Origin of the sequence: Actinomycetospora flava (assembly GCF_037400335.1) — a bacterium.
Classification (GTDB): Bacteria; Actinomycetota; Actinomycetes; order Mycobacteriales; family Pseudonocardiaceae; genus Actinomycetospora; species Actinomycetospora flava.
This window is the reverse complement of record NZ_JBBEGM010000001.1, coordinates 164343-182303: the sequence shown is the minus strand read 5'-3', so window position 1 is coordinate 182303 and position 17961 is coordinate 164343. Positions and strand designations below refer to the sequence as shown.

Sequence of the window (17961 nt, the reverse complement as noted above, 5' to 3'; positions counted from 1 at the left end):
GTTCAGGCCGGTCAGGCGGAGTGCTCGGCCGCGCGCGCGAGCGTGCGGCGTCCGGCCTCGACCACGTGCTGCGTCGTGAAGCCGAACTGCTGGAACAGCGTCTTGTAGTCGGCGCTGGCGCCGAAGTGCTCGATCGAGACGCACTCGCCGTCGTCGCCGACGAACTGGTGCCAGGTCAGGGCGATCGCGGCCTCGACGGACACGCGGGCCTTGACCTCGGGCGGGATGACGTGGCGGGTGTACGAGCGGTCCTGCGCCTGGAACCACTCCACGCAGGGCATGCTCACCACTCTGGTGGGAACGCCCTCGGCCTCGAAGACCTTCCGGGCCTCGACGGCGAGCTGCACCTCGGAGCCGGTGGCGATGAGGATCAGCTGGGGCTGCCCGCCGCTCGCGTCGGCCAGGACGTAGCCGCCCCGGGCGACGCCGTCGGCGTCGGTGCCCTCGAGGATCGGCAGGTTCTGCCGGGTCAGGGCGAGCCCCGCCGGGCCGGTGGGGTTGTCGAGCACCGCGCGGATCGCCGCCGAGGTCTCGTTGGCGTCGGCGGGACGCACGATCGACAGGCCCGGCACCGCGCGCAGCGAGGCGAGCTGCTCGATCGGCTGGTGGGTCGGGCCGTCCTCGCCGAGCCCGATCGAGTCGTGGGTCCAGATGTAGGTGGTCGGCAGCTTCATCAGCGCCGCGAGCCGGACCGCGGGCCGCATGTAGTCCGAGAAGATCAGGAACGTGCCGCCGTAGACGCGCGTGCCGCCGTGCAGCGCGATCCCGTTGAGGATCGAGCCCATCGCGTGCTCGCGGACCCCGAAGTGGATCGTGCGGCCGTACGGGCTCATCTGGCCCCACATGTTCGTGGAGACCGTCGAGGGCCCGAACGAGTCGGCGCCCTTGATCGTCGTGTTGTTGCTCTCGGCGAGGTCGGCCGACCCGCCCCAGAGCTCGGGGAGCTCCGGCCCGATCTCGCCGAGGATCTTCTGCAGCGCCTTGCGGGTGGCGACCGGGTCGCCGCCGGCCTCCCAGCTCGGGAGCTTGTCGTGCCAGCCGTCGGGCAGCTGGCGGCGGGCCATGCGCTCGAGCAGCGCGCGGCGCTCGGGGTTGGCCTCGGCCCAGTCGGCGAACTGCTTGTCCCACTGCTCGTGCTCGGCCTTGCCCCGCTCGCCGACCGAACGGGCGTGCGCGAGCACGTCGGCGTCGATCGCGAAGTGCTGGTCGGGGTCGAACCCGAGGATCTCCTTGACCGCCCGGACCTCCGGCTCGCCGAGGGCGGCACCGTGCGCGGCGCCGGTGTTCATCTTGTCCGGCGCCGGATAGCCGATGATCGTGCGCAGCGCGATGAAGCTCGGGCGCCCGGTCTCGGCCTTCGCGTTGGCCAGCGCCTCGCGGATGCCGACGACGTTCTCGCCGCCGCGCACCACCTGGGTGTGCCAGCCGTAGGCCTCGTAGCGCTTCACCACGTCCTCGTCGAGGGCGACGCTGGTGTCATCCTCGATCGAGATGTGGTTGTCGTCGTAGATCACGACGAGGTTGCCGAGCTCCTGGCGGCCGGCGATCGAGGACGCCTCGGCCGTCACGCCCTCCTCGATGTCGCCGTCAGAGGCGATGACGAAGACGAAGTGGTCGAACGGGCTCTCGCCCTGCGGGGCGTCCGGGTCGAACAGGCCGCGCTCCCGGCGGGCGGCCATCGCCATGCCCACGGCGGAGGCGAGCCCCTGGCCCAGCGGGCCGGTGGTGATCTCGACGCCGGGGGTGTGGCTGTACTCGGGGTGGCCCGGCGTCGCCGAGTCCCAGGTGCGCAGCTCCTCGAGGTCGCGCATCTCCAGGCCGTAGCCCGCGAGGAACAGCTGCAGGTACAGCGTCAGGCTCGAGTGCCCGCAGGACAGGACGAAGCGGTCGCGGCCCTGCCAGCCCGGGTCGGACGGGTCGTGGCGCATCGTGTGCTGGAAGAGCGTGTACGCCAGCGGCGCCAGCGACATCGCGGTGCCCGGGTGGCCGTTGCCGACCTTCTGCACCGCGTCGGCGGCGAGCACGCGGATGGTGTCGACCGCCTTCTGGTCCAGCTCCGACCAGTCGTCGGGACGGTGCGGCGTGAGCAGTGCCTGGATCTCGTCGGGGTCCTCGCTCGCGGGTTGCGTGTTGCTCACATCGGTGGCGGTCACGAGGTGCCTTCCTGCGTGTCGGTCCGGAGTGCGGGCGATGCTCCCACGGGATCGATTCAAGTCCCTACGGACCTGCGTCGATCCCCCGTGGTGGGACTGCCCCGGAGATACCCTCGCGCCCCGGCGCGGACACCGTCCACCTATCATCCTGGCGTCGTCGGGTCGTGACGTGGCGGACACCGCACCGGTCGAGGGACGACCCCCGCGAGCGGACGGCGCCGCGGGGGTGCAGACTTCACCGACGACAGCGTGTAGGAGACGCGGGTCGTGCCCGAAGCAAGTTCGTCCACCACAGCGAGGTGCCACCGAGTGAGCACGGCGGTCGGCCCGGTCCCCGCGACGCGGCGGGGCGGCCTGCTCACCACCGTGCGGGCCTACCTGGCGCTGACCAAGGCCCGGATCATCGAGCAGCTGCTCGTGGTCACGGTGCCGGCGATGATGCTCGCCGAGCGGTCGGTGCCGTCCCTGTGGCTCGTGCTCTCCGTCCTCGTCGGCGGGGCCGGCGCCGCGGCCAGCGCGCACGCGCTGAACTGCGTCGTCGACGCCGACATCGACGCCAAGATGGCGCGGACCCGCAAGCGCCCGCTCGCCCGCGACGCCGTCCCGCGCTCGCACGCCCTGGTGTTCGGGCTCGTGCTGGGCGCGCTGTCGGCGGTCTGGCTCGGGTTCACCGCGAACTGGGTGGCCGCCGGCCTCTCCGTCGCCGCGATCGCCTTCTACATCCTCGTCTACACGCTGCTGCTCAAGCGCCGGACCGCCCAGAACATCGTCTGGGGCGGCGCCGCGGGCTGCATGCCCGTGGTGATCGGCTGGGCGGCCGTCACGGGCGGCGTCGGGTGGCCCGCCTGGGTGCTCTTCGCGATCATCTTCTTCTGGACGCCGCCGCACTTCTGGGCGCTCGCGATGCGCTACCGCGACGACTACGCGGCCGCGGGCATCCCGATGCTCCCGGTCGTCGCCTCGCCCCGGCGCGTGAGCCGTCAGATCGTCGCCTACTCGTGGGCGATGGTGGCCTGGTCGGCGCTGCTGATCCCCGCGACCTCCTGGATCTACCTCGCCGTCGCGGCCCTCGGCGGCGTCTGGTTCCTGGTCGCGGCCCACCGCCTCGACGCCGCGGTGAAGCGCGACGAGGTCGTGCAGTCGATGCGCCTGTTCCACCTCTCGAACACCTACCTCACGGGCCTGTTCGTGGCGGTGGCGGTCGACTCGGCCTTCGGCTGGCCGGCCTTCGGCTGGCCCTTCTAGGCCCAGACCTTCGGACGAGTCGGCCGCCGGGGGTACCGCCCGCGGAGGTCCGGCAGGTCGCGCCACCGCCGCCGGTCGACGCGCGCCAGGAAGGTGACGACGTCGGCCACCACCTCGGCGACGGGCTGCTCGCCCTCTCGTCCGAGTGACGCCACCTCCCAGCCGTGCGCGATCAGCTCCTCCGCGCACAGGCGGGCCTGCGCAGGATGCCGGTCGACGAGCACGCCACTGGACGTCTCGGACCACCCGAGGTCCAGCGCGCCGACGGTCTGCCCGGTCGCGGTGTGCGTGACGAGCGCGTCGACGGTCGGAGCCGGCAGCTGAGCGAGCAGGACCCCGAGCCGCACCCGCGTGCGCCGCGGCGTGTCGCTCCGCGGGTCCATGAGCGCCGCGACCGCCCGCACCCGGGCGATGCCGCGCTCGTGGGCGTGCCGATCGGCGAGCGAGACGATGTCGGCGGCGGTGACCCCGGTGCGGCGGGCCAGCGCATCCCCGACCACCACGGCCTCGACCGTGGGCAGGCGTCGCGCGACCTCGAGCACGGTGCGCGCCGGCGAGGTGAGCCGGAGGATCCGCCTGTCGGGGCCGTCCCGCCAGGTGACGACCTCGTCGTCGGGGAGCTCGGCGCGCCGGACGTCGAGGTCGCCGCGCGATCGTGTGCCGGTCCCGGGGACGATCACCTCCGTGGTGCCGGGCGCGTCCGGAAGCGAGGCGTCGACGTCGGCGACGGCGGTCCCGGCACCCCAGAGCACGGCCGCCGCGAGGCCCGTGATCGCGCCGTCGGGAAGGCGCAGCATCGCGGCACGCGCCATCGTCACCTGGTCCACGGGCACGCCCGCGGCGAGGTAGACGTCATGGCCCAGCGTGACGAACCCGTGACCGCGCAGCCGTCCCCTGCTGACCTCGCCGCGCGCCATCACCTCCGACCCGCGGAACGGTCGGTCGAGCTCCATGCGGGGTTCGACGCCGCCCGGGCCCGAACGGTTCCGTCTCGCCCGTGCTCTCCATCCCGATCTCTCGGGGATGTCGTCTGGGCTGAGCCGTGGCGACATCGTCGAGAGATCGAGATGGAGAGCTACGTGCGCTGTTCCTAGAGCTCGTCGAAAGAGAGAGCCACCGCGCGCGGCGGTGACCCCCTGGGGAACTGGCACGACGCGCTCGCCGGGCTCAGGGCAGCAGCAGGAGCTTCCCCGTGGTGCGGCGGGACTCGAGGTCGCGGTGGGCCGTCGCGGCGTCGTCCAGGGCGTAGCGGCCGCCGAGGCGCACCGAGAGGTCGCCGGCGGCCACCGCCGAGAACACCGCCGCGGCGCGGGCGGCGAGCTGCTCCGGGGTGCGCACGTGCCAGTGCAGGGACGGGCGGGTGAGGTACAGCGAGCCTGCGCTGTTGAGCCGTTGAGGGTCGACCGGCGGCACCGGACCGCTCGCCGCGCCGTAGAGGGCGAGCACGCCGCGGATGCGCAGGCTGGCCAGCGAGGAGTCGAAGGTGGACGTGCCCACCCCGTCGTAGACCACGGCGACACCCTCGCCGCCGGTCAGGGCCCGCACGCGGTCGGCGAGGTCGTCGCCGTAGCGCAGGGTCTCGTCCGCGCCGGCCTCGCGGGCCAGGGTGTCCTTCTCCGGCGAGGAGGTCGTCGCGATCACCCGCGCACCGAGCGAGCGCGCCATCTGGCAGAGCAGCAGGCCCATGCCGCCGGCCCCGGCGTGCACGAGGACGTCGTCGCCCGGCGCCACGGGGTAGGTGTCGTGGAGCAGGTAGTGCGCGGTCATGCCCTGGAGGGCGACGGCGGCCGCGGTCTCGAGGTCGACGCCGGCGGGGACCGTCACGAGGTCGGTCGCCGGCACCACCGCGAGCGTCCCGTAGGCGCCGAGGGTGTTGGTCCACGCCACGCGGTCGCCCGGCGCGACGGTGGTGACGCCGGAGCCGACGGCGCGCACGGTCCCGCCGCCCTCGAGGCCGGGCACGAAGGGCAGCGCGGTGGGGTAGAGGCCGGTGCGGAAGTAGGTGTCGATGTAGTTGACGCCGACCGCGGCGAGCTCGACGAGGACCTGGCCGTCGCCGGGCGCGGGGTCGGGGAGGTCGGCGGGTTCGAGGACCTCGGGACCGCCGAGCTGCGAGACCTGGATCGCGTGCACGGTCACGGCCTCCCGGCGAGGGCGGGCGCGGGGGTGTCGACGGGGTCGGGCGCCGGGTCGACCGTGGCCGTCGCGGACCACAGCCAGGCCGCGGCGGCGACGGTGAGGACCGCGCCGAGGACGTGCAGGGCCACGAGCAGCTCCGGGACGCCCAGGGCGTACTGGATGCCGCCGAGGGCGCCCTGCGCGAGCGTGAGGAGCACGAGCACGCGCAGGCGCACGATCACCGCGCGGGGCACGGCCACCGCGTGCGCCATGAAGCCGACGCCGACGAGCAGCCCGAGGAAGGCGAAGAGCAGGTGCGCGTGGGCCGTCGCGAGCGTGGGGAGCGGGACCACCTCGAGGCGCGGGGTCGCGGCGTCGCCGCCGTGCGGGCCGGCCGCGGTGACCAGCGTGCCCGCGACGAGCAGGGCCACGAGCACGACCGAGGTGACCGCGAGCAGCCCGCGCAGGGCGGCGGGGACCGCGGGGGTCCAGGGCGTGCCGGGCGGGGTGGCCAGGGCGGCGGGGGAGGATTCGCGCACCAGCAGCACCGCGAGCCAGATCAGTGGGATCGTCACGAGGAAGTGCGGCGCGACGGTGTACCAGGCGAGGCCGGTGAGCACGGTGACGCCGCCGATGACGGCCTGTGCGACGACGCCGAGGGGCATCGTCGCGGCGAGCAGGATCAACCGCCGACGCCGCGGCCGCACGTTGAGGGCGGCGAGCAGGCACGCGCCGGTGATCAGCACGAGGGCGATGCCGAGCAGGCGGTTGCCGAACTCGACCCACTGGTGCAGCACCGCGATCTCGGGGTGCGGCACCGGGACGAGGCTGCCCGGGAAGCACTCGGGCCAGGTGGGGCAGCCGAGCCCGGATCCGGTCACGCGGACGACGGCACCCGTGACCGCGATGCCGGCCTGGCCGACGACCGCGGCCATGGCGAGGCCGAGCATCAGCCGGGGCGGTGTGGCGGGGAGACGCTCCAGCACAGGGCTGATCCTAGGACGCGGAGCCCCGCCGAGCCGGACCCAGTCCTACGGGTCGTCGTAGGGACTCAGGACCAGCGCACGGTGCGGGTGGCGACGGCCCCGCCGACCACGGCCCACACGAGCAGCACGGCGATCTGCCCGCCGGTGACCCCGTCGCCGAGCAGCGCCGCCCGCAGGCCGTCGGCGAGGGCCCCCGAGGGCAGCAGCTGGACGACGGCGGCGAGGGGGCCGGGCAGGTCGGCGGTCGGGACGAGCACACCGCCGGCGAAGAGCAGCACGAACCAGACGATGTTGGCCACCGCGAGCACGAGCTCGGCGCGCAGGCTGCCGCCGAGCAGCACGCCGACGGCCCCGAACGCCGCCGTGCCGAGCACGACGAGCAGCAGCACCGCGCCGAGCGACCCCGCCTCGGGACGCCAGCCCAGCGCGAGGGCGACCGCCGCGAGCACCATGAGCTGCACCAGCACGACCGCGGCCATGCCGCCGAGGCGCCCGAGCACGATCAGCCAGCGGGGGATCGCGGTGGCCGCGAGCCGGCGCATCACCCCGTACCGGCGGTCGAAGCCCAGCGAGATCGCCTGGCTCGTGAACGCCGTCGACATCACCGCGAGCGCGAGCACCGTCCCCAGCGCGGACGCGGGGCGGGGTTCGGGCAGCGGCACGACCCGCAGCAGCGAGAGCCCGACGAGCAGGGCGAGCGGGATGATCAGCGTCAGCAGCACCTGCTCGCCCTGGCGCAGCGCGAGCCGCGTCTCGAGGGCGACCTGGGTCGCGAGCATGCGCCCGAGCGGGCCGCGCTCGGGGGCGGGGGTGAAGGTGCCGGCAGGGAACGTCATGAGCGCAACTCTCGGCCCGTGAGCTCCAGGAACACGTCCTCGAGGCTGCGGCGCGCGACGCGCAGGTCGTCGGCGAGCACGCCCTGGCGCGCGCACCACGACGTTACCGTGGAGAGCACCTGCGGGTCGATGGAGCCCTCGACGAGGTAGCTGCCCGGCGTCGGCTCCGACACCGTGCACCCCTCGGGCAGGGCGTCGGCGAGCAGGCGCAGGTCCATGCCCGCGGCGGCGCGGAAGCGCAGCTCGCGGTCGGCGCCGGCGGCGGTCAGGGTGTCCGGGCTGCCCTCGGCGACGGACCGGCCGTGGTCGATGATCACGATGTGGTCGGCGAGGGTCTCGGCCTCCTGCATGAGGTGCGTGGTCAGCAGCACCGCGACGCCGTCGGCGCGCAGGGCGCGCACGAGGTCCCACACGAGGCGGCGGCCCTGCGGGTCGAGGCTCGCGGTCGGCTCGTCGAGGAAGACGAGCTCCGGGCGCCCGACGACGGCGCACGCCAGGGCCAGGCGCTGCTGCTGGCCGACCGAGAGCCGCTTGTAGGGCTTGCGGGCGCAGGCGCCCAGCCCGAGCGTCTCGACGAGCCAGTCGGGGTCGAGCGGGTGCGCCGAGCAGGCCGCGACGAGGCCGACCATCTCGCGCACGCGGACACCGGGGTAGGCACCGCCGCCCTGCGGCATCACGCCCATGCGGGCGCGCAGCGCGTCCGGCGCGCCGGCCGGGTCGGTGCCGAGCACGCGGACCTGTCCCGAGTCGCGGTCCCGCAGGCCCTCGCACACCTCGACGGTCGTGGTCTTGCCGGCGCCGTTGGGCCCGAGGAGGGCGAGCACCTGGCCGGGCGCGAGGTCGAGGTCGAGCCCGTCGACGGCCGCCTGGCCCTGGTAGCGCACGACGAGGTCGCGCACCTCCAGCGCGCCTGCGGATCCCGACACGGCCGACAGCCTAGGTCGCCGGGGTGCGCGTCACGCGCCCGCGCACCGCGAGCAGCGGGACCAGCGCGAGCAGCGCGGCGGCGGTGATGGCCATGGGCAGCTGGTAGGTGCGGAACGAGAAGTCCGCGCCCGTGGGCGGCACCAGCAGGGCCACGATCGCGCAGATCGCGACGGCGAAGCCCCGGATCCTCGGGTTGCGCACCGACGCCGCGAGCGGGACGACCGCCCACAGCAGGTACCAGGGGTGCAGCACGGGCCCGGCGAGGAACACCGCGCCGAAGCCGTAGCCCATGCCGGCGACGGCGTGCAGGCGCCCGTTGAGCACCATGAACACGAGGATCAGGCACACCACGCCCGCGACGCCCAGCCCGGCGGAGCGGGTGAGGTCGAGGACCGCGTCGGTGTGGTCGCCGAGGCCGAGGATCCCGCCGAGCCAGCCGCCCAGCACCCCGAGGTCGGTGGTGACCGAGAGCCAGCTGCGCAGCAGGTTCGGCACGGCGAGCGCCTGGATCCACCCGAAGCCCAGCCCGCTGCCGACCGACACGGCGACGACCATGCCGAGCCCGAGCGCCGAGCAGCCCGCGCCGTAGCGCACCAGGCGCGCGAACCCGCCGCCGCGTTCGTGGGCGACGTGCGCGGCCAGGAAGCCGAGCGCCACCACCGCGGGGATCTTCCCGGAGGCGCCGAGCCCGATGAGCAGCGCGCCGAGCACCCAGGAGCGGCGCATCCCCAGCTCCATGCCGGCGAGGACGACGCCCATCATGATCGCGTCGTTGTGGATGCCGCTGACCAGGTGGAAGAGCACCAGCGGGCTGATCGCGAGCCAGAGCGCGGCGATCGGCTCGACGCCGGCGCGGCGGGCGAGGTGCGGCACCGCCCAGATCACGAGGCCCAGCGAGGCGAGCGCCAGCGCCCGGTGGAGGTAGACGCCGAGCACGATGTCGTCCCCGGCGATGGCGGTGATGAGGCGCCCGAAGGAGAGGAAGCCCGGCCCGTACGGCGACGGCGTGGTGCGCCAGATCGTCGGGATGCTCGCGACCAGCGGGTCGGAGAGCCCGAGGGCCTGCGCGGCGCCGTAGATGTAGGGGTCGAACCCGCGGGAGACGACCTCGGCCTGCGAGAGGTAGCCGTAGACGTCGGTGGAGAACAGGGGCGGCGCGACGGCGAGCGGCGCCATCCACATGACGAGGATCCGGGTCAGCTGGCGCACCGAGAGGCGCACGCGGCCCGGCCACGCGAGCCGCCCGAGCCAGAGCCAGGCGAGCACGAGCATGCCCATGCCGATGTAGGCCAGCGTCAGCGACACGGTCGGCATCCGGCCCCAGAGGCCGAGCACCCGCGTGCCGAGCAGCGGGTTGTACGCCGGCGCGGGGGTCGCCCCGCAGCCGAGCGCCCCGATCGCCATGAGCAGCGAGCCGGTGGTGCCGAAGCGCCGCACGGTGCGCAGGCGGCGGCGTTCGTCGGGGGTCGGCGGGGGAGGCTGCGCGCCCGGCGGCGTCACGGACGGCGACACGGCAGCGGGCACCGGCGCGGGGGCCTCCGTCGTGCCGGTCACGGGCAGGGACGATACCGAGGCCGATCGCGGCTCCCGCCCGCCGTACCCCGGCCGCGGGTTCGGGTTAGGTGACCCTGGGTGAGTGCGATCACCTCGCCCGGTGCGGGGGTCCGCTTTGCCGGGCGGCGACAAATAAGCAAGACTGGTGTTGTCAAAAAGAAGGCAGACCTAAGAAGCACGCCCAGGAGGTGAGGACCATGGGAGACGGCCACGACGGCCGGACACGGGACCTCATCGTCCGCCGGCTCCTCGAGCACGGCCCCACCACGGCGAACGACCTCGCCGGGGTGCTGGGGCTGTCGGGGGCGGCGGTGCGGCGGCACCTCGACGCCCTGATCGCCGAGGCGGCCGTGACCACCCGGGACGCTCCCCGCGCCGGGCGCGGGCGTGGTCGTCCCGCACGACAGCACCTGCTCACCGAGCAGGGCCGCCGGCGTGCCGGGGGCGACGAGGACGACGTCGCCGAGCTCGCCGTCGCGGTGATGCGCGAGCTGTCCGACGTGCTGGGGGAGGACGCGGTCCGCGCGTTCGCCCGCAAGCGCGTCGAGGGCATGCTCGCCGAGCACCGCGAGGAGATCGGGTCCCACGCCGACCACGCCGAGCGGGTGCACGCGCTCGCCGGTGCGCTCTCCCACGAGGGCTACGCGGCCTCGTCCCGGGCCACCACGGCCGGCGAGGCCCTGTGTCAGCACCACTGCCCGGTGGCCGGTGTGGCCGCCGAGTTCCCGCAGCTGTGCGAGGCGGAGACCGAGGTCTTCGCGGAGCTCCTGGGCACCCACGTCCAGCGGCTGTCCACCATCGCGCGCGGCGACGCCGCGTGCACCACGCACGTGCCCCGCCAGCAACAAGGGCAGCAGGGCTCCACCACCACCGACGTCAAGGGAAGGCAGGTCGTATGACCACCTCCGCGGAGCGGACCACCCCCACCGCCCCGGCCGAGCTCACCCAGGAGGAGACCCTCGCGGCGCTCGGGCAGTACCAGTTCGGGTGGCACGACAGCGACGTCGCCGGGGCGAGTGCGCAGCGAGGCCTGAACGAGGCCGTCGTGCGCGACATCTCGGACAAGAAGAGCGAGCCGGACTGGATGCTGCAGGCGCGGCTCAAGGCGCTGAGCACGTTCGAGAAGAAGCCGATGCCGCAGTGGGGCTCCGACCTCTCGGGCATCGACTTCGACAACATCAAGTACTTCGTGCGGTCCACGGAGAAGCAGGCCCAGAGCTGGGAGGACCTGCCCGAGGACATCAAGTCGACCTACGACAAGCTCGGCATCCCCGAGGCGGAGAAGGCGCGCCTCGTCGCCGGCGTCGCGGCGCAGTACGAGTCCGAGGTCGTGTACCACCAGATCCGCGAGGACCTGGAGGCGCAGGGCGTCATCTTCATGGACACGGACACCGGCCTGCGTGAGCACCCGGAGCTGTTCGAGGAGTACTTCGGCTCGGTCATCCCGGCCGGCGACAACAAGTTCTCCGCGCTGAACTCCGCGGTGTGGTCCGGCGGCTCGTTCATCTACGTGCCCAAGGGCGTCCACGTGGACATCCCGCTGCAGGCCTACTTCCGGATCAACACCGAGAACATGGGCCAGTTCGAGCGGACGCTGATCATCGTCGACGAGGACGCCTACGTCCACTACGTCGAGGGCTGCACGGCGCCGATCTACTCGTCGGACTCGCTGCACTCCGCGGTCGTCGAGATCGTCGTGAAGAAGGGCGGCCGCTGCCGCTACACGACCATCCAGAACTGGTCGAACAACGTCTACAACCTGGTCACCAAGCGCGCCAAGGCCGAAGAGGGCGCGACCATGGAGTGGGTCGACGGCAACATCGGCTCCAAGGTGACCATGAAGTACCCGGCCGTCTGGCTGACCGGTCCGCACGCCAAGGGCGAGGTGCTCTCGGTGGCGTTCTCCGGCGAGGGCCAGCACCAGGACGCGGGCGCCAAGATGGTGCACCTCGCGCCCCACACGTCGTCGACGATCATCTCGAAGTCGGTGGCGCGCGGCGGCGGGCGCACCAGCTACCGCGGTCTCGTGCGCGTCAACAAGGGCGCGCACCACTCGCGGTCGACGGTGAAGTGCGACGCGCTGCTGGTCGACACGATCAGCCGCAGCGACACCTACCCGTACGTCGACGTCCGCGAGGACGACGTGACGATGGGCCACGAGGCGACCGTCTCGAAGGTCAGCGAGGACCAGCTCTTCTACCTGATGTCCCGCGGCCTCACCGAGGACGAGGCCATGGCGATGATCGTGCGCGGGTTCGTCGAGCCCATCGCGCGCGAGCTCCCCATGGAGTACGCCCTCGAGCTCAACCGCCTGATCGAGCTGCAGATGGAGGGCGCGGTCGGATGACCGACGGAACTGTCGCGAGCACCGGGGGCGGCACGACGACCGCCCCCGGGGCTCCGGTCCTCGACGTAGACCCCGGAATCAAGACCGCTTCCAGCCCGAAGACCGCGCCGTGGGAGGAGCGACACACCTCCTACGACGTCGAGTCCTTCGAGGTCCCGCGCGGGCGTGAGGAGCAGTGGCGCTTCACGCCGCTGCGCCGCCTGCGCGGGCTCCACGACGGCTCGGCGAGCGCGGACGGCGCCATCGAGGTGACGGTGCGCGCCGGCTTCGGCGACAGCGCCACCGACCTCACCGGCACCGGGACGAAGCACGAGAAGGTCGGCCGCGACGACCCGCGCCTCGGCGACGGCGGCATCCCCGCCGACCGTGTCGCCGCGCAGGCGTGGTCGTCGTTCACCGAGGCCCACGTGGTGTCGGTCAACGAGGCGCGCTCCGACGACGAGCCGCTCACCGTGACGGTGGGCGGGCCCGGCGCGGGCACGACCGCCTACGCCCACGTGCAGGTGCGCCTCGAGCACCACGCCGAGGCCGTGGTGGTCCTCGACCACCGCGGGTCGGGCACGGTCGCCGCCAACACCGAGTTCGTGGTGGCGGACGGCGCGAAGCTCGAGGTCGTCGAGGTGCACGACTGGGCCGACGACGCCGTGTACGTAGGCGCGCAGCACCTGTCGGTCGGGCGCGACGCCACCATCCGGCACACGTCGGTGACGCTCGGCGGCGACCTCGTCCGGCTGTCCCCGGTCATCAACTACCGGGCGCCCGGCGGCGACGTCGAGCTCGACGGGCTGTACTTCGCCGACGGCGGTCAGCACTTCGAGCAGCGCCTGCTCGTCGACCACTCCGTAGAGAACTGCCGCTCGCGCGTGATGTACAAGGGCGCGCTGCAGGGTGCCGAGGGTGGCACGGCTGCGCACACCGTCTGGATCGGCGACGTGCTGATCCGCAAGGCGGCCGAGGGCACCGACACCTACGAGCTCAACCGAAACCTGCTGCTCACCGACAACGCCCGCGCCGACTCGGTGCCGAACCTCGAGATCGAGACGGGCGAGATCGTCGGCGCCGGCCACGCGAGCGCGACCGGAAGGTTCGACGACGAGCAGCTGTTCTACCTGATGGCGCGCGGCATCCCCGAGCCCCAGGCGCGGCGGCTGGTCGTGCGCGGATTCTTCGGCGAGGTCATCCAGAAGGTCCGCGTGCCCGCGCTGCGCGACCGGCTCGAGGCGGCGATCGAGGCCGAGCTCGAAGCGATCGGTACCTAGAGCACCCTTCCACCACGTACTGCTGAAAGAGGCTTGATGTCCACCCTCGAGATCCGCGACCTCCACGTCGAGGTCGAGACCGAGTCCGGCCCCAAGGAGATCCTCCGCGGGGTCGACCTCACCGTGAGCTCGAACGAGACCCACGCGATCATGGGTCCGAACGGCTCCGGCAAGTCGACGCTCGCCTACTCGATCGCGGGCCACCCGAAGTACACGGTCACGAAGGGCCAGGTGCTCCTCGACGGCGAGGACGTCCTGGAGATGGCCGTCGACGAGCGCGCCCGCGCGGGGCTGTTCCTGGCGATGCAGTACCCCGTCGAGGTGCCCGGCGTCTCGATGTCGAACTTCCTGCGCTCCGCGGCCACCGCCACGCGCGGCGAGGCGCCGAAGGTGCGGCACTGGGTCAAGGAGGTCAAGGGCGCGATGTCCGACCTCGACATCGACCCGGCGTTCGCCGAGCGCAGCGTCAACGAGGGCTTCTCCGGCGGCGAGAAGAAGCGCCACGAGGTGCTGCAGATGGCGCTGCTGAAGCCGAAGATCGCCGTGCTCGACGAGACCGACTCCGGCCTCGACGTCGACGCCCTGCGCGTCGTGAGCAAGGGCGTCAACGACTACAAGGCGGCCTCCGACGTCGGCATCCTGCTGATCACGCACTACACGCGGATCCTGCGCTACATCGCGCCGGACAAGGTCCACGTGTTCGTGAACGGCCGGGTCGCCGAGTCCGGCGGGCCGGAGCTCGCCGAGGAGCTCGAGGCCAACGGCTACGAGCGCTTCGTCGGTACGAAGGAGGAGCAGCCGGCATGACGGCCCTCGCACCCAGTTCCCCGGGTGCGACCCTGGATGTCGCGAAGATCCGTGCGGACTTCCCCATCCTGAGCCGCACCGTCCGCGACGGGAAGCCGCTCGTGTACCTGGACTCGGGCGCGACCTCCCAGCGTCCGCGCCAGGTGCTGGACGCCGAGCGCACGTTCCTCGAGACGTCCAACGCCGCCGTGCACCGCGGCGCCCACGCCCTGGCCGAGGAGGCCACCGACGCCTACGAGTCCGCCCGCGAGCGGATCGCGGCGTTCGTCGGCGCGGACGTCGGCGAGATCGTGTTCACCAAGAACGCGACCGAGGGGCTCAACCTCGTCGCGTACGGCATGAGCAACGCGTCCGTCGGCGACGGCGTGGAGGCCGCGGCCGAGCGGTTCCGCCTCGGGCCGGGCGACGAGGTCGTCACCACCGAGATGGAGCACCACGCCAACCTCGTGCCCTGGCAGGAGCTCTGCCGGCGCACCGGGGCGACGCTGCGGTGGTTCTCGGTGACGTCCGACGGGCGGCTCGACCTCGAGAACGACCCGATCAACGAGCGCACCAAGGTCGTCGCGTTCACCCACCAGTCCAACGTGCTGGGCACCGTCCCGCCGGTGGAGGAGCTGGTGCGGCGGGCCCGCGCTGTCGGTGCGTACACCGTGCTCGACGCCTGCCAGTCGGTGCCGCACGCGCCGGTCGACCTGCACGCCCTGGGCGTCGACTTCGCGTCGTTCTCCGGGCACAAGATGCTCGGGCCGTCGGGGATCGGCGTGCTCTACGGGCGGCGCGAGCTGCTCGAGGCGCTGCCGCCGTTCCTCACCGGCGGCTCGATGATCGAGCTGGTGCGCATGGAGGGCTCGACCTACGCGGCGCCGCCGGCGCGGTTCGAGGCCGGCGTGCCGATGACCTCGCAGGCCATCGGGCTCGGCGCGGCCGTCGACTACCTCTCGGCGATCGGCATGGACGCCGTCAAGGCCCACGAGAACGAGCTGACCGGCGCCGCACTGGTGAAGCTCCAGGACCTGCCCGGCGTCACGATCATCGGTCCGCGCACCACCGAGGCGCGCGGGGGAGCGGTGGCCTTCGAGATCGAGGGCATCCACCCCCACGACGCCTCGCAGGTGCTCGACGACTCCGGCATCGCCGTGCGCGTCGGGCACCACTGCGCGTGGCCGCTGCACCGCGCGTTCGGCGTGCAGTCGTCGATCCGCGCCAGCTTCCACGTGTACAACACGCTGGAGGAGGTCGACGCGTTGGTGGCGGGCGTGCGTCGCGCCCAGGAGTTCTTCGGAGTGCAGCCACGATGAAGCTCGACTCGATGTACCAGGAGATCATCCTGGACCACTACCGCAACCCGCACGGCCGCGGGCTGCGGGATCCCTTCGAGGCCGAGGTCCACCACGTCAACCCGACCTGCGGCGACGAGGTCACCGTCCGCGTGCACCTGTCGGGCGGCGAGGGACGCGACGCCAAGGTCGAGGACCTCTCGTACGACGCGCTCGGCTGCTCGATCAGCCAGGCGGCGACGTCGGTGGCCCACGACCTGCTGGTCGGGCACACCGTCGGGGAGGCCTTCGAGACCCTCGAGGCCTACCAGGAGATGGTGCAGGGTCGCGGCAAGGTCGAACCCGACGAGGACGTGCTCGACGACGCCGTCGCCTTCGCGGGCGTGGCGGCCTACCCGGCGCGCGTGAAGTGCGCCCTGCTCGGCTGGCTGGCGTTCAAGGACGCCGTCGCGCAGGCTCAAGCTGGAGGTAACCCATGACCGAGATCGACGAGACCGTCCAGCGCGGTGCGGCCGGCATGCCCGAGGCCCCGGCCCCCGGCGCGGACCTGCCCTCCTACGACGACCTCGAGGAGGCCATGCGCGACGTCGTCGACCCCGAGCTCGGGATCAACGTCGTCGACCTGGGCCTGCTCTACGGCATCGACGTCCACGGCGACGACGGCGGCCCGGTGGTCACCCTCGACATGACGCTGACCTCGGCGGCCTGCCCGCTGACCGACGTCATCGAGGACCAGGCCCGCGCCGCCCTCACCCAGGGCCCCGGCGGGGGACTGGCCAAGGACGTGCGGATCAACTGGGTCTGGATGCCGCCGTGGGGTCCGGACAAGATCACCGACGACGGGCGCGAGCAGCTCCGCGCGCTCGGCTTCACCGTCTAGCACCACCCCGCGAGCGAACGAACGGCGCTCTCGCTGCTTCCGAGGCAGCGAGGGCGCCGTTCGTGCGTCCAGGGCGACTACTTCTCGCGCACCACGTGCGGGCGCAGGTGCCGGTAGCCGCGGACGGCGACGCCGGGCACGGAGCGGATGTCGAGCTCGAGGTCCGAGGCGCGCAGGGCCTCGGTGAGGTCCTCGTCGACGAGCACCGTGCCCGGGCGGGCCTCGGAGGTCAGGCGGCTGGCGATGTTCACGACGGGGCCGTAGACGTCGCCGTAGCGGGGGAGGACCTCGCCGAGCGCGAGCCCGACGCGCAGGGTCAGGCGCTCCTCGCCGCCGGTGACCTCCTCGTGGAGGCGGAAGGCGATGTCGACGGCGTCCTCGACGCGCTCGCACACGAACAGGATCTCGTCGCCGAGGGTCTTGACGATCCGCCCCCGCCGGCGCGCGACGACCTCGGCGGACACGGTCTCGAAGCGTTCGAGCAGCGCGCGCAGCTCGACCTCGTCGATCTTGCGGGAGAGGGCGGTGAACCCGACGATGTCGGCGAAGCCCACGACCACGCGGTTCTCGGGCTGCCCGTCACCGTCCGGGTCGGCGAGGGTCGACAGCATCCGCCCGGCGGTCACCGCGAGGTGCCGGCGCCAGACGTAGGACTGCAGCTTCTCGAGGGTCGGGACCAGCGCCTCGACCGCGTCGACGATCGCGTCCGGGTCGTGCGCGAGGCCCGCGTCGGCGATGGTGCGGCGCACCAGCGTGGCCTGCCACTCCGCGAGCCGGCCGAGGCCCTGGCCGAGCGCGCGGGCGACGGCCAGCTCCTCGGCCTCGTCGAAGGTGTCCTCGTCGAGCAGGCGCCCGGAGAGCTCGAGGGCGTCGACGTCGGCCTCCGCGAACCCGCGGACGTCGTCGGGCGTCGCCGGGAAGCCGAGCGAGCTCCACAGCCGCGAGGTGTGCTCCGGGGAGAACCCGGTGCGCCTCTGGACCTCGCCGCGCGTCATGGTCCGGGGCCCGCGGAGGAGCAGATCCTCGATCCGCTCCTGCGCCCGCGCCCACCGTTCCGGGTCGGTGGACGCGGGGTCCGGACCCGCCGTCACGTGGTGTGGACGATGAGGACGTCGCTGCCGGCGCGCCGGGAGATGCCCTGGGGGACCGAGCCGAGCAGGCGGCCCGCGAGGCTGTTCAGCCCCCGGTTGCCGACGACGACCAGGTCGGCCTTGCGGTCGGTGACGACCTCGATGACCCGCTCGATGGGGTCGCCCTGGACGGCCACGGTGTCGATGTCGGTCGAGCCCTTGGAGGCGGCGCGCTCCCGGGCGTCGCGCAGCGTCTCCTCGGCGGGCGTGGAGCCGACGACGTGGAAGGCCGCGTCCTCGCCGAGCGCCTGCTCGGCCTCGCCGGTCGACTTGGCCGGCTTGTAGGCGCAGATGATGAGCAGCTGGGCCTTGCTGTCGGCCGCGATCGTGGCGGCGCGGTCGACGGCGCGGAACGACGACTCCGAGCCGTCCGTGCCGACGGCCACGGTCTGGTAAGCACCCATCGCGGAGAACCCTCCTCCTCGGTGGCGGGTCACGAACC

The 17961-nt window shown here is 73.1% G+C and carries 17 protein-coding genes; 8 read left to right on the top strand and 9 right to left on the bottom strand.

All coding sequences use genetic code 11. The features are described 5' to 3' along the window. Positions 1-11: 11 nt before the first annotated feature. On the bottom strand, positions 12-2099 hold the full coding sequence (tkt, locus tag WCD58_RS00870) for a transketolase (protein ID WP_337700751.1): 2088 nt from the start codon (positions 2097-2099) through the stop codon (positions 12-14). Positions 2100-2462: 363 nt separating this feature from the next. Here tkt and WCD58_RS00865 point away from each other — a divergent pair, with 363 nt between their 5' ends. Continuing rightward, positions 2463-3398: a heme o synthase gene (locus WCD58_RS00865; protein WP_337698741.1), complete on the top strand. Its 936-nt coding sequence runs from the start codon at positions 2463-2465 to the stop codon at positions 3396-3398. On the opposite strand, the gene WCD58_RS00860 is transcribed toward WCD58_RS00865, so the two are convergent. The 6 genes from WCD58_RS00860 to mptB form a co-directional block, all read right to left on the bottom strand. After that, entirely contained in the window at positions 3395-4351 is a 957-nt protein-coding gene (locus WCD58_RS00860; RefSeq protein WP_337698740.1) for a hypothetical protein, read from the bottom strand. The two genes, WCD58_RS00865 and WCD58_RS00860, sit on opposite strands and share 4 nt — an antisense overlap. Before the next feature lie 214 nt (positions 4352-4565). Then, the gene (locus WCD58_RS00855) at positions 4566-5531 is read right to left on the bottom strand and encodes a quinone oxidoreductase family protein (protein WP_337700749.1); all 966 of its coding nucleotides are present in this window, start codon (positions 5529-5531) and stop codon (positions 4566-4568) included. Positions 5532-5533: 2 nt separating this feature from the next. Beyond that, entirely contained in the window at positions 5534-6502 is a 969-nt protein-coding gene (locus tag WCD58_RS00850) for a COX15/CtaA family protein (protein WP_337698739.1), read from the bottom strand. Between the two features lie 65 nt (positions 6503-6567). Continuing rightward, a complete protein-coding gene (locus WCD58_RS00845) occupies positions 6568-7338 on the bottom strand; it encodes an ABC transporter permease (RefSeq protein WP_337698738.1) in 771 nt (256 codons plus the stop codon). Next, positions 7335-8264 (bottom strand): ABC transporter ATP-binding protein, encoded by a 930-nt coding sequence (locus tag WCD58_RS00840; RefSeq protein WP_373696167.1) that lies wholly within the window; start codon positions 8262-8264, stop codon positions 7335-7337. Before WCD58_RS00840 ends, WCD58_RS00845 begins: the two co-directional genes overlap by 4 nt. 10 nt (positions 8265-8274) lie before the next feature. Beyond that, positions 8275-9819, bottom strand: coding sequence for a polyprenol phosphomannose-dependent alpha 1,6 mannosyltransferase MptB (mptB, locus tag WCD58_RS00835; RefSeq protein WP_337698737.1), 1545 nt, complete (start codon positions 9817-9819; stop codon positions 8275-8277). A gap of 68 nt (positions 9820-9887) precedes the next feature. Between mptB and WCD58_RS00830 the strand changes: the two genes are divergently transcribed. The 7 genes from WCD58_RS00830 to WCD58_RS00800 are packed head-to-tail and all read left to right on the top strand — an operon-like array spanning position 9888 to position 16389. Then, positions 9888-10718, top strand: a complete 831-nt coding sequence (locus tag WCD58_RS00830; protein WP_337698736.1) for a helix-turn-helix transcriptional regulator — start codon at positions 9888-9890, stop codon at positions 10716-10718. After that, a complete protein-coding gene (gene sufB, locus WCD58_RS00825; RefSeq protein ID WP_337698735.1) occupies positions 10715-12166 on the top strand; it encodes a Fe-S cluster assembly protein SufB in 1452 nt (483 codons plus the stop codon). The genes WCD58_RS00830 and sufB overlap by 4 nt, the downstream gene beginning before the upstream one ends. Further along, positions 12163-13425 (top strand): Fe-S cluster assembly protein SufD, encoded by a 1263-nt coding sequence (sufD, locus tag WCD58_RS00820; protein ID WP_337698734.1) that lies wholly within the window; start codon positions 12163-12165, stop codon positions 13423-13425. The genes sufB and sufD overlap by 4 nt, the downstream gene beginning before the upstream one ends. Before the next feature lie 36 nt (positions 13426-13461). After that, positions 13462-14232: a Fe-S cluster assembly ATPase SufC gene (gene sufC, locus WCD58_RS00815; protein ID WP_337698733.1), complete on the top strand. Its 771-nt coding sequence runs from the start codon at positions 13462-13464 to the stop codon at positions 14230-14232. Continuing rightward, positions 14229-15530 carry a cysteine desulfurase gene (locus tag WCD58_RS00810; protein WP_337698732.1) on the top strand — a complete coding sequence of 434 codons (1302 nt, stop codon included), beginning with the start codon at positions 14229-14231 and terminating at the stop codon, positions 15528-15530. Before sufC ends, WCD58_RS00810 begins: the two co-directional genes overlap by 4 nt. Next, positions 15527-15988: a Fe-S cluster assembly sulfur transfer protein SufU gene (sufU, locus tag WCD58_RS00805; protein ID WP_337698731.1), complete on the top strand. Its 462-nt coding sequence runs from the start codon at positions 15527-15529 to the stop codon at positions 15986-15988. The genes WCD58_RS00810 and sufU overlap by 4 nt, the downstream gene beginning before the upstream one ends. Further along, positions 15985-16389 (top strand): metal-sulfur cluster assembly factor, encoded by a 405-nt coding sequence (locus WCD58_RS00800; protein WP_337698730.1) that lies wholly within the window; start codon positions 15985-15987, stop codon positions 16387-16389. The genes sufU and WCD58_RS00800 overlap by 4 nt, the downstream gene beginning before the upstream one ends. Positions 16390-16466: 77 nt before the next feature. Here the strand turns inward: WCD58_RS00800 and WCD58_RS00795 are convergent, their stop codons facing one another. Further along, entirely contained in the window at positions 16467-17480 is a 1014-nt protein-coding gene (locus WCD58_RS00795) for an adenylate/guanylate cyclase domain-containing protein (protein WP_337698729.1), read from the bottom strand. Continuing rightward, positions 17477-17923 carry a universal stress protein gene (locus WCD58_RS00790; RefSeq protein WP_337698728.1) on the bottom strand — a complete coding sequence of 149 codons (447 nt, stop codon included), beginning with the start codon at positions 17921-17923 and terminating at the stop codon, positions 17477-17479. The genes WCD58_RS00795 and WCD58_RS00790 overlap by 4 nt, the downstream gene beginning before the upstream one ends. Between the last annotated feature and the right edge of the window lie 38 nt (positions 17924-17961).

What these genes read in the sequence shown, in the direction of transcription:
- WCD58_RS00860 (WP_337698740.1), bottom strand. Translation starts at nt 4,351, where the DNA reads ATGGAGCTCGACCGACCGTTCCGCGGGTCGGAGGTGATGGCGCGCGGC.
- WCD58_RS00790 (WP_337698728.1), bottom strand. Translation starts at nt 17,923, where the DNA reads ATGGGTGCTTACCAGACCGTGGCCGTCGGCACGGACGGCTCGGAGTCG.
- sufU (WP_337698731.1), top strand. Translation starts at nt 15,527, where the DNA reads ATGAAGCTCGACTCGATGTACCAGGAGATCATCCTGGACCACTACCGC.
- WCD58_RS00800 (WP_337698730.1), top strand. Translation starts at nt 15,985, where the DNA reads ATGACCGAGATCGACGAGACCGTCCAGCGCGGTGCGGCCGGCATGCCC.
- WCD58_RS00810 (WP_337698732.1), top strand. Translation starts at nt 14,229, where the DNA reads ATGACGGCCCTCGCACCCAGTTCCCCGGGTGCGACCCTGGATGTCGCG.
- sufD (WP_337698734.1), top strand. Translation starts at nt 12,163, where the DNA reads ATGACCGACGGAACTGTCGCGAGCACCGGGGGCGGCACGACGACCGCC.
- sufC (WP_337698733.1), top strand. Translation starts at nt 13,462, where the DNA reads ATGTCCACCCTCGAGATCCGCGACCTCCACGTCGAGGTCGAGACCGAG.
- sufB (WP_337698735.1), top strand. Translation starts at nt 10,715, where the DNA reads ATGACCACCTCCGCGGAGCGGACCACCCCCACCGCCCCGGCCGAGCTC.
- WCD58_RS00845 (WP_337698738.1), bottom strand. Translation starts at nt 7,338, where the DNA reads ATGACGTTCCCTGCCGGCACCTTCACCCCCGCCCCCGAGCGCGGCCCG.